Origin of the sequence: Massilia frigida (assembly GCF_011682175.1) — a bacterium.
Taxonomy (GTDB): Bacteria; Pseudomonadota; Gammaproteobacteria; order Burkholderiales; family Burkholderiaceae_D; genus Telluria_A; species Telluria_A frigida.
The window spans coordinates 51,303-62,325 of sequence record NZ_WHJG01000042.1; the positions used below are offsets into that span (position 1 = coordinate 51,303).

Here is an 11,023-nt window from a genome sequence, read left to right on the forward strand (position 1 = left end):
GGTTTATCTTGCCGTCAGAGCGTGACGCGGGCGCCGCCCTGGGCGCTGGCCAGGTCCGACAGCGCGGCGAACAGTTCGCTGCCGTCGCGCGTGTTGATCCAGGCACCGTCGATCCGCTTGTAGTGGAAGCCACCCGACTTGGCGGCCACCCACAGTTCCTGCATCGGCGCCTGGCTGTTGACGATGATCTTGCTGCCGTTGTCGATGAACTCGATCTCCAGCACATTGCCGCTGCGCTTGCACTCGACATCGATGACATCCTCGTCGTTCAGCCGGTCCATCGCCGCTTCGATCTTGTTCAGGGTCGTTTCGGCCAGGTCCAAAAATTCTTTTTCGCTCATGCTACACTCCAAGGTCTGCCAATCAAACCGTGATTCTAATCGTGAAGTCTTCATCTGCGCTCAATATCGGCATCACCGCCGTGGTCTTTGGCTTGCTGGCAGGCTGCGGCCAGGCCGGTCCGCTGTACCTGCCCAAGCCGCCCGCCAAGCCCGCCGCACCCGCCGTTTCACCGACCACGCCGCCCCCACCCTCTTCTCCCGCTGCCCAATAAACCATGCCGCATTTCTTTCACCTGGACGGCGTCCTGCACGCCGAACGCACCCCCCTGTCCCGCATCGCTGAACAGTTCGGCACGCCGACCTATGTGTATTCAAAAGCGGCGCTGCTGGAGAATTTCGCCGCCTTCGCCGATGCCTGCGCCGGGCGCGATGCGCTGGTCTGCTATGCGATGAAAGCCAATTCCAACCTGGCCATCCTCGATCTGCTGGCGCGCCGCGGCGCCGGCTTCGACATCGTGTCGGGCGGCGAACTGCTGCGCGTGATCGCCGCTGGCGGCGACCCGGCCAAGGTGATTTTCTCGGGCGTCGGCAAGACCGTCGACGAAATGCGCCTGGCGTTGTCGCACGATATCCTGTGCTTTAACGTCGAATCGATTCCCGAGCTGCACCGCTTGAACGAGGTGGCCGGCGCCATGGGCAAGCAGGCGCGCGTGTCGCTGCGCGTCAACCCGAACGTGGATGCCAAGACCCATCCGTACATCGCCACCGGGCTGAAGGCAAACAAGTTCGGCGTTGCCTTCGACGATGCGCTGGCCACCTACCGCACCGCCGCCAGCCTGCCGCACCTGACCCCGGTCGGGATCGATTGCCACATCGGCTCGCAGCTGCTGGACGACGCGCCCCTGCTGGAAGCGCTCGACAAGCTGATCGAACTGGTCGACGCGCTCGGTGCCGAAGGCATCGTGCTCGACCATCTGGACATGGGCGGCGGCATCGGCATCAACTACGGCGCCGCCGGCGATGCGCCGCCGGTACCGGTGGGCGACTACCTGGGCCGCGTGTTCGCGCGCATCGACGCCTGGCGCGCGGCCAGCCATGGCGGTGCCCCGATCAAGGTGATTTTCGAGCCGGGCCGCGCCATCGTGGGCGATACCGGCGTGCTGCTGACCCGCGTCGAGTTCCTCAAACCGGGCGCCGAAAAGAATTTTTGCATTGTCGATGCCGCCATGAACGACTTGATGCGCCCGGCCCTGTACCAGGCCTGGATGGATGTGCAGCAAGTGCAGGCGGGCACGCAGCCAGCCGTGAGTTACGACGTGGTCGGGCCGGTGTGCGAGTCGGGCGACTGGCTGGCGCGTGAGCGCGAACTGAGCGTGGCGCAGGGCGACCTGCTGGCCATCATGCAGGCCGGCGCCTATGGCTTTACGATGTCGTCGAACTACAACACGCGCGGCCGTGCCGCCGAGGTGATGGTCGACGGCGACACGCTGCACCTGGTGCGCCGGCGCGAAGAGCCAGCCGAACTGTTCGCGCTGGAATCGTTGCTCCAGTAAGCCGGGACACGGGGCGTTCAGGCGGGCGCCGCGTTAGCGCCGAACAGCGCGGGCAAGCTGGGCGAGTCGATGCTGCGCTCGATCCAGCCTTCAAGTTCTGCCTGCGTGGCTTGCTCAATACGTTGCGCAGCCATTTCCGGAACGTCGCCGAACCTGACGCGCAACAGGCGTTTGAGCACCCCGCGAAGTGCGATGACTTGCCCTTCCGCCTTACCTTCCGCCTTACCTTCCGCCTTCCCTTCCGCCTTCCCTTCCGCCTTCCCTTGCGCGCACCCTTTTTGAAAGCCGAGTTCCTCGAACTGTTCGGCCCAGCTTGCAAGCTTACCGCCCATGTCAGCACCCTCCTCCATACTCTCAACCATCAACAATTCCTCTTCGCTGGCTCCGCGTGCCAGCAGTGCGCTTATCCACACCTGAACGGAGCGCCGCAGACTGGCCTGGGGCGCTCCGTTGAACCAGGTCGTCAGCGCAGCAAAGACGTTTTTTGAGACATCGGGACCGGCTGAAAGTTCAAGCCGGAACAGCAGCGCCTTGTCCAGGCGCTGCTGGTCGATCAGCACGTAGCGTTGGGATGGCTGGAGCGCCGCCAGCTCGGCGGGCGCTTGCATGAGCAGGCCGGACAAGTCCATGCTGGCGCTCCAGCGCGGCACGCCGTTGTAGAAGACCAGCGGCAGCACCGGCGGCAACAGCAGGCCAGGCGACAATTCGTGGCGCTTGACCAGGTCTTGATACAGCAAGCCGATGTAGGTCTGCATGCGCAGCGCCATCCAGCGGTCGACGCCGGACTGGCATTCGAGCAGGATGTATACGTACAAAAACTGTTCGCCGACCCGCACGCGCCAGACGATGTCACCTTCGCGCGCCGACAGGTGCTCGCTCACATACGCCGGGTTGACACGCTGGAAGGCCGACAGCGCAACGTCATCGAGCAGCTTGAAGGAAGTGAAGTCCGTGATCAGTTCGCGCACCAGTTCCGGGTGGGCGAACAGCGAACGGTATCCGAGGTCGTGAGGGGTGGGCATGGGGCATTGTAGCGAGCGACCCTGCCCCGCCTTTGCGCTGCCTCAGACGCGCGCGGCGGCGGCCTTCTGGCGGCTCCACACTATCCGCAGCCCCAGCAGCACGGCCACGATGGCGCCGGTAATGAGCGGTTCGGTGAAGTTGTTCTTGCCGGCTTTCATCCACCAGAAATGCAGGATCGCCAGCGGCGCGATCAGGTAGATGAGCCGGTGCAGCCACTGCCAGCGCTTGCCGCCGAGGCGCTTGATCATGCCGTTGGTACTGGTCACGGCCAGCGGAATGAGCAGCACGAAGGCGATGAAGCCGACCGTGATGAAAGGCCGCTTGATGACGTCACGGAACATCTCCGCCAGATCGAAAAAATGGTCGAACCAGAGAAAGGTGAGGAAATGCAGGCAGCCGTAGAAAAAGGTGAACAGCCCCGCCATGCGGCGCAGCTTGACCAGCCAGTTCCAGCCTGTCAGGCGCCGCAGGGGCGTGAGCGCCAAGGTGATGCACAACATGTACAGCACCCAGTCGCCGCTGCCGCGCGTAATGAATTCGAGCGGCTCGACCAGCTGACCGCTGACGGTCAGGTACACCATGCGCGCCAGCGGCACCAGCGCCAGCGCGAACAGCGCGGCCTTGATGGCGAGCAGCTGGCGGGAAGCGGGATTGAACGCCATCGTGCTCAAAAGTTCTTTTTCAGGTCGAGTCCGCTGTACAGGGAGGCAACGTCGCCGTAACCGTTGAACATCAGCGTCTTGCGCTTTTTCTGGAAGAAGCCGTCTTCGCCGATGCGGCGCTCGCTGGCCTGCGACCAGCGCGGGTGGTCGACCTCGGGATTGACGTTGGAATAAAAGCCATACTCGGACGGCGCCGATACATTCCATGCCGTACGCGGCTGGTCCTTGACGAAGCGGATCTTGACGATCGACTTGGCCGACTTGAAACCGTATTTCCAGGGCACCACCAGACGCACCGGGGCACCATTCTGGTTCGGCAGGGTCTGCCCGTACATGCCCAGGGTCAGCAAGGTCAGCGGATGATTGGCTTCATCGATGCGCAAGCCTTCCACATACGGCCAGTTGAGCACGCGGCTGCTCACGCCCGGCATTTGCGCCTTGTCGGCCAGGCTGACGAATTCGACGTATTTGGCGTTGCCGGTCGGCTCGACTTTCTTGATCAGTTCGGAGAGCGAATAGCCGACCCATGGAATGACCATCGACCAGCCTTCCACGCAGCGCAGCCGGTACACGCGCTCTTCGAGCGGCGCCAGCTTGAGCAGCGCATCGAGGTCGAGCGTCATCGGCTTTTTGACTTCGCCTTCGATCGTCACCGTCCACGGGCGCGTCTTGAGCGTGTGCGCGTTCTGGGCCGGATCGGCCTTGTCGAGGCCGAATTCATAGAAGTTGTTGTAGGTCGACGCATCCTTGAACGGGGTCTGCTTGTCGAGCGCGCCATAGGCGGGATTGAGCTTGCCGACCAGCTTTTGCGCCGGTGCGGCGGCCGCGAAGGCTTCGCGGTTGGCCATTTCCCACAAGGCGCCGCCAGCGACGGCGCCGGCCGCCATCTGCGCGATGAAACGGCGGCGCGATTCGTACACCGCCTGCGGCGTGATGTCGGAGGAATACGGCAGGTCGATACCGTTGGGGCTACGTTGGATCAGCATGGGCGTCTTTCGGCAAATCAGATGGTTTCAGCGAGGGATTCCCCACATTACACCATCTTGCCGCTTTCAGCCCAGCGTCCTTGCGCCATTAAAGTTTGCCATAAGAATGCAAGCCGGACAGGAACATATTCACGCCCAAAAACGCGAAGGTCGTCACGACCAGGCCGATCAGGGCCCACCAGGCCGCCACGCGGCCGCGCAGGCCGGTCATGAGGCGCATGTGCAGCCAGGCCGCGTAGTTGAGCCAGACGATCAGGGCCCAGGTTTCCTTCGGGTCCCAGGACCAGTAGCCGCCCCAGGCTTCGGCCGCCCACAGGGCGCCCAGGATGGTGGCCACGGTGAAGAAGGCGAAGCCGACCGAAATCGACTTGTACATCACGTCGTCGAGCACTTCCAGCGACGGCAGGCGGTCTTCCAGGTGGCCATACGACTTGACCAGGTAGGCCGAGCCGACCATGGCCGCCAGCGCAAAGGTGCCGTAGCCGATGAAATTGGCAGGCACGTGGATTTTCATCCACCAGCTCTGCAGGGCCGGCACCAGCGGCTGGATGTCGGCGGCGTCGCGCGAGACCGTGTACCACAGCAGGAAAGCGACCGCGGCGGCGATCACCGGCAGCACGAAGGCGCCCAGCTGGCGCGTGGCGTAGTGTTTCTCGTAGTACAGATAGAACATGGCGGTGATCATCGAAAACAGGATGAACACTTCATACAGGTTCGACACGGGAATATGGCCGACGTCGGCGCCGATCAGGTACGACTCGTACCAGCGCACCATCATCCCGGTCCAGCCGAGCACCACGGCGGCCCAGCACAGCTTCGAGCCGACCGAGGAACCGAAGTTCGAGCGGCTGAGCAAGCCAACCCAGTAAAACACGGTGGAAAACACGAACAGGGCGCTCATCCACAAAATCGCGGACTGGCTCGACAGCATGTATTTCAGGAAAAATTTCTTGTTCGCCATGTCGAGGTTGCCGGCATACAGGGACACGGCGAACAGCGCCAGCAGCGCCACCAGCGGCATCAGCCAGCGTACCGGCTTCCAGTGCCAGCCGAGGGCGGCGAAGGTGGGCGCGGCCAGCACCAGGATCACCTTTTCGTAGGCATCCATGAAGGCGCCGTAGCGGTTCAGCGCGAACAGCGCGGCGCCCAGCAGCAGCGCGGCGAACAGCCAGTCGAGCGGGCCCAGGCGCTTGAAGTAGCCCGGCGCCTGCTGGTAAGTCTGGCCCTGGGTGGGGTGGGATGCTGCTTGTGATGCTTGGTATGCTTCCATCTTGTTCTCCAATACGGCACTGCCAGCGTGCGCGGGACTATGCGGCACAGCTTACGCCAACTGCGGAAGCTTGGCTTTCAAATCGTTGAATTCATGCTCGAAATCGAGCGTCTTGCGCTGCGTGCTCATGGCCATCAGGGCGTGCGCCGGGCCGCCGTCGTCACCGTCGCGCACCCAGATCCACAGGCGCCGCTCGCGGATATAGAACATGGCGAACACGCCCAGCACCAGGAACACGCAGCCGAGATAGACCACGGCCTTGCCCGGCGAACGCGTCACCTGCAGCACCGACGCCTTGACCTCGACGAATTCATCGAGCTGCAGATAGACCGGGGCGCCGTAGAAAAAGCTGTCGGACAGGGCATTGGTGGCCAGTTGCAGGAAGCGCGCCTGTTTCTCGTCGCCGGCCAGCTGGGCCAGGCCATTTTTTTCGCGCGCGGCCTGCCACAACTCCCACAGGGTGCCGTTGAGGATCTTCATGAAGATGGCGGCCGCCTTTTCCTGCTCGGCGGCGGGAATTTTCTCCAGGAAACGCGACACCGCCACGTAACCGCCCTGGCTGCCGTCGCCGGCGAAAATGGACAGGCTCTTCGAGGACGATTCCTGCAACTGGCGCGCCAGCGTGGCCGCCGGGGTGTTGCTGGCGGCCGGCATGGCGCGCCGCGCATAGCGTTCGGCGGCCAGCTCGCGCAGGGCCGGATCGGCCAGCGCCGCGCGCAGGCGCATCCATTCCTTGACCGTGTGCGCCTCGTCCGAGGGAATGCGCAGGTAGCTGAACGGATCGTTGGGCGAGGCGCGCACGCCAGCCAGGAACACCTCGGCGCCATCGACCGTCACCGGCTGCATGTAATTCTGGTATTCGCGCGCCTGGCCGGTCTTGTCGCGCAGCTTGTACTGCACGCTCGGGCCGACATTCTTCAAATCCTTGTTGTTGGCATTCTTGCCGGCCGAGCCGGAATGCTTGTCGAGCGTGACGGCGAACTGCTCGTTCAGGCTCTGGCCCTTGGTGACGGCGCGCGCATCCTGGCTGCCGGCCGTGTTTTCGACGTTGAACGGCCGGAAACCGCTCCACTCGACCGTGTATTGCTCGCCGCCGCGCGCCAGCGGCGTGGAAGCGTTCACTTCGCCGTTCATGGCGAAGGATGCCGTGTCGGTGCCGCTCATCGGGTAGGCCAGCATCTTGAGCTTGGTTCCGCCATCTTCAAAGCTCGACTGGTACAGCGCCACGCCCTTGTAGATCAGCGGTTCGTTGACCTTGATCGTGGCCGGGAAGGTCTTGCCGGTTTCATGGTCGCGGATCACCACTTCGCTGGCGAACAGCTTGGGCATGCCGGTCGAGTAAAAGTCGATGATGAAGCGCTTGAGCTCGATCGTGAACGGCAGCGGCTGCAACAGCGAGCCGTCCGGACGCGGAATGATCGCGATATCGCTCGACTGGCCTTCGGGAATCAGGGTATTGCCGCGGTAAGTCGGATTGCTCAGGCTCAGGCGGTTCTCGGCGGGAATCTCGGAAATCAAGCCGCCGCCCACGAAGGGCTTCTTGCCCAGGAACCATTCCTGGAACTGGATCGGGATGTCCGAATCGAGCATGCCGCCAACCAGGATGATGATGATCGAGCTGTGCGCGAAGATGTAGCCGAACTTGTTGGCCGCCCCCTTCCTGGCCGCGACCAGGGTGGCGTTCTCCTTTTCCACGATCTTGGCGGCGTAGCCGGCGTCGACCAGGCGGGCCGCGCTCTGGCGCGCCAGGTCGGCCCGCGAGAGCGGCGCGCTCCATTCGGTCTTGTGGTGGAAGTTGCGCAGCGAGGTTTCGCGCACATTGTCGCGCCAGCTGCGCATATCCTTGATCATTTTCGGCGCGTTGCGCACGATGCACAGCGAGGTCGAGAGGATCAGGAACACCAGGATCAGCAGGAACCACCAGGCCGAATACACCGCGTACAGGCCGAGCTTGTTGAACACATCGAACCAGAACGGACCGAACTGGTTGACGTAATTGGGCATGGGCTGGTTTTGCGTCAGGACCGTGCCGATCATCGAGGCAACCGCGATGATGGTCAGCATGCTGATGGCAAAGCGCATCGACGAGACCAGCTCGATTGCCTCGCCCAGGACCGGGCGGCGCGTGTTCAGGACTATTCCGGTGGTGCTCATTCTCTACAAATCCCTATGTGCAGGCACGAATAACCCGCGAGGATACCAACAAAAAGGGCAGCCCGCTTGCGCGCCGCCGCCCTCTGACCTTCCCTGGCAGGCGCGCGCCCGACGGCGCGTGCCCCGGCCGCGAGCGGCCGTACCGCTTACTTCAAGCCGGCGATGTAATCGGCCACGGCTTCCATTTCCTTGGTCGACATGCGCTGCGCCAGGGTCGTCATCTGCACGCTGTTTTCGCGCTTGCCTTCCTTGAATGCCTGCAATTGCCCAACCGTGTAGGTCTGGTGCTGGCCGGCCAGGCGCGGGAATTGCACCGGGATGCCGTTGCCGTTGGCGCCGTGGCAGCTGGCGCAGGCGGCCACGCCAGTGGCGGGAATGCCGCCGCGGTAGATTTTCTTGCCCAGCAGGACGGTATCCTTGTTCTTGGCCGCGCCCTGTTTCGGGGTTTGCGTGGCCAGGTAGGCCGCTATGTTTTTCTTTTCGTCATCCGACAGCATCTTGGCGAAACCGGTCATGACCGCCTGCTTGCGCTTGGGCGTGGTGAAATCGACCAGTTGCTTGTGGATGTAGACGTCGAACTGGCCGGCCAGCTTGGGATTGTCGGCGATGGTCGAATTGCCGGCCGCGCCGTGGCAGGACACGCAGGCGGCCAGGCCGCGCGCGGCATCGCCACTATCGTACAGGGTCGCGCCTTTGGCGGCGTCGGCCTTGGCTGGGGCGGGTGCATGCCCGGCAGCGGACACGAGGCCCGACACGGCAAGGGTAGCCACCAGCAAGGATTTCACAAACGCCGCTCCGGCGGCCGGTAAAAACGCACGATTCATTCAAACACCCTGAGACAAGTCGAAAATTGGTTTTGTTGGGAATTCCCGGATCAAACCTGGGCCGGAAATTCGGTTCTAATGTAGTGCAAACGATCTTGTGTGCTCGCCATGGCTTTTGCGTGACAACAATTCGTAACCCCTTATTGTACAATAGCTTTCTCGCGTTATCGCCCCTCTTGTTGCATTTTCTGCCCATCCCATGTCCAAACTCTGGCAAGCCCGCTTCTTCACGACCGTCAACCAACTGCGCGATTTACCCGATACGCAGGCACCGGAAATCGCCTTCGCCGGGCGTTCCAATGCAGGAAAGTCGACCGCCATTAACATTCTGACAAATCAGAAAGGTCTCGCGTTCGCCTCCAAAACGCCGGGCCGCACCCAGCACATCAATTATTTTTCGATCGGTGGCGCCCACGTCGGGCAACACCGCAAGGATGCCACCATCGTCGAGGAAATCGAGGCGCTGCTGGTCGACTTGCCCGGCTACGGCTACGCCGAAGTGTCCGGTTCGGCCAAGCTGCACTGGCAAAAGCTGCTGGGCGACTACGTCCAGCGCCGCGAACAGCTGGCCGCACTGGTGCTGATCATGGATTCGCGCCGTCCATTCACCGAACTGGACGTGCAGATGCTCGAATGGTTCGCCCCCACCGGCAAGCCGATCCACTGCATCCTGACCAAGGCCGATAAGCTCAACCGCAACGAATCGACGAATGCCCTGCGCCAGGCGCGCATGATGCTCGAAAGCTATGTCGACGAAGATGGCGAAGGCTTCCCCTTCACGGTGCAACTGTTCTCGGCGCTCAAGCGGGTCGGCATCGAAGAAGCCAACGACAAGATCATCGACCTGCTGGGCCTGACGGCGATTCCCGCCGATCCCGACACGCCGCTGGTCGACCCGGTCGACAGCGACGACGGCGCGGTCTGACGGCGCGGCCTGACGGCAGGGCCTGACGGCACGGCCTGACGGCACGGCCTGACGGCACGGCCTGACGGCAGGGCCTGATTACCTGATTTTTTGTTCACTCGGAAAACAACGATGTCCACCATTCCAGTGCAGTTCCCCGCCACCCGCATGCGCCGCATGCGGCACGACCCGTTTTCGCGCGCCATGGTGCGCGAAAACACGATCACCTCGTCCGACCTGATTTATCCGGTCTTCATCGTCGACGGTGTCAACCAGCGCCAGCCGATCTCGGCGATGCCGGGCATCGAGCGCCTCTCGGTCGACCTGCTGCTGCAGGTGGCCGAAGAATGCGTCAGCCTCGGCATTCCGGTGCTGGCCCTGTTCCCTTCCATCGATACTGCGCTGAAAACCGCCGACGGGATCGAAGCGACCAACCCGGACGGCCTGATTCCGCGCGCCGTGCGCGCACTGAAGGCGCGTTTTCCGGAACTGGGCGTGCTGACCGACATCGCGCTCGACCCGTACACCAGCCACGGCCAGGATGGCTTGATCGACGCCAACGGCTATGTGCTCAACGACGAAACCACCGCCATGCTGATCCGCCAGGCCCTGTGCCACGCCAAAGCCGGGGTGGACGTGGTGGCGCCGTCGGACATGATGGACGGGCGCATCGGCGCGCTGCGCCAGGCGTTCGAGCAACAGGGGTACATCCACACCCGCATCATGGCGTATTCGGCCAAGTATGCGTCGGCCTTCTACGGTCCGTTCCGCGAAGCGGTCAGCTCGGCGGCCTCGCTCGGCAAGAGCGACAAGTTCACCTACCAGATGGACCCGGCCAACGGCAACGAAGCGCTGCGCGAAGTGGCGCTCGACATCGCCGAGGGTGCCGACATGGTCATGGTCAAGCCGGGCATGCCCTACCTGGATATCGTGCGCCGCGTGAAGGACGAGTTCCGGGTGCCGACCTTTGCCTACCAGGTCAGCGGCGAGTACGCGATGATCAAGGCGGCCGCGCAAAACGGCTGGCTGGACCATGACAAGGTGATGATGGAAGCGATGATGGCGTTCAAGCGCGCCGGCGCCGATGGCGTGCTGACCTATTTTGCGCTCGATATTGCGCGTTTGCTCAAGGCGCGCGCGTAAACGCATGTGTTCCCGCGCAGGCGGGAACGCATGCGTTCCCCCAAGTATTTACCGTAGCTATGGGCTGAGCGCCGAACTTGGGTTGCCGTGGGGGCGCCTAGGAGTCTGCGCGGCAGACGGAATTTGACCTCGCGAAACCGAGGCGGACGCGGCGAGCCGCGAGGCCGTCTCCGATTTCAGGCTCAAACGTGAGCCGATTTGCCGTGCTTGACAGCGAATTCGG

General features: G+C 63.0%; 11 protein-coding genes. 4 read left to right on the top strand and 7 right to left on the bottom strand.

The window, feature by feature from the left end:
* Positions 1-14: 14 nt before the first annotated feature.
* Positions 15-341, bottom strand: coding sequence for an iron donor protein CyaY (gene cyaY, locus F2P44_RS28295; RefSeq protein WP_167092096.1), 327 nt, complete (start codon positions 339-341; stop codon positions 15-17).
* 41 nt (positions 342-382) lie between these two features.
* Here cyaY and lptM point away from each other — a divergent pair, with 41 nt between their 5' ends.
* Positions 383-553: an LPS translocon maturation chaperone LptM gene (lptM, locus tag F2P44_RS28300; protein WP_187363456.1), complete on the top strand. Its 171-nt coding sequence runs from the start codon at positions 383-385 to the stop codon at positions 551-553.
* 3 nt (positions 554-556) lie between these two features.
* Positions 557-1,834 carry a diaminopimelate decarboxylase gene (lysA, locus tag F2P44_RS28305; protein ID WP_167092101.1) on the top strand — a complete coding sequence of 426 codons (1,278 nt, stop codon included), beginning with the start codon at positions 557-559 and terminating at the stop codon, positions 1,832-1,834.
* Between the two features lie 17 nt (positions 1,835-1,851).
* Here lysA and F2P44_RS28310 read toward each other — a convergent pair whose 3' ends face one another.
* The 6 genes from F2P44_RS28310 to F2P44_RS28335 form a co-directional block, all read right to left on the bottom strand.
* Entirely contained in the window at positions 1,852-2,856 is a 1,005-nt protein-coding gene (locus F2P44_RS28310) for an Rpn family recombination-promoting nuclease/putative transposase (protein ID WP_167092104.1), read from the bottom strand.
* Between the two features lie 42 nt (positions 2,857-2,898).
* The gene (msrQ, locus tag F2P44_RS28315; RefSeq protein ID WP_167092138.1) at positions 2,899-3,519 is read right to left on the bottom strand and encodes a protein-methionine-sulfoxide reductase heme-binding subunit MsrQ; all 621 of its coding nucleotides are present in this window, start codon (positions 3,517-3,519) and stop codon (positions 2,899-2,901) included.
* 5 nt (positions 3,520-3,524) lie between these two features.
* Complete coding sequence (gene msrP / locus F2P44_RS28320) at positions 3,525-4,505, bottom strand: protein-methionine-sulfoxide reductase catalytic subunit MsrP (protein WP_167092107.1); 981 nt, start codon at positions 4,503-4,505, stop codon at positions 3,525-3,527.
* An 88-nt stretch (positions 4,506-4,593) separates the two neighbouring features.
* Positions 4,594-5,775, bottom strand: a complete 1,182-nt coding sequence (ccsB, locus tag F2P44_RS28325; RefSeq protein ID WP_167092110.1) for a c-type cytochrome biogenesis protein CcsB — start codon at positions 5,773-5,775, stop codon at positions 4,594-4,596.
* Between the two features lie 51 nt (positions 5,776-5,826).
* Positions 5,827-7,929: a cytochrome c biogenesis protein ResB gene (locus F2P44_RS28330; protein WP_167092112.1), complete on the bottom strand. Its 2,103-nt coding sequence runs from the start codon at positions 7,927-7,929 to the stop codon at positions 5,827-5,829.
* A 146-nt stretch (positions 7,930-8,075) separates the two neighbouring features.
* Positions 8,076-8,753 (bottom strand): c-type cytochrome, encoded by a 678-nt coding sequence (locus tag F2P44_RS28335; RefSeq protein ID WP_167092114.1) that lies wholly within the window; start codon positions 8,751-8,753, stop codon positions 8,076-8,078.
* Between the two features lie 199 nt (positions 8,754-8,952).
* Here F2P44_RS28335 and yihA point away from each other — a divergent pair, with 199 nt between their 5' ends.
* The gene (gene yihA, locus F2P44_RS28340) at positions 8,953-9,678 is read left to right on the top strand and encodes a ribosome biogenesis GTP-binding protein YihA/YsxC (protein ID WP_167092116.1); all 726 of its coding nucleotides are present in this window, start codon (positions 8,953-8,955) and stop codon (positions 9,676-9,678) included.
* Positions 9,679-9,789: 111 nt separating this feature from the next.
* Positions 9,790-10,800 (top strand): porphobilinogen synthase, encoded by a 1,011-nt coding sequence (gene hemB / locus F2P44_RS28345; RefSeq protein ID WP_167092118.1) that lies wholly within the window; start codon positions 9,790-9,792, stop codon positions 10,798-10,800.
* Positions 10,801-11,023 lie beyond the last annotated feature (223 nt).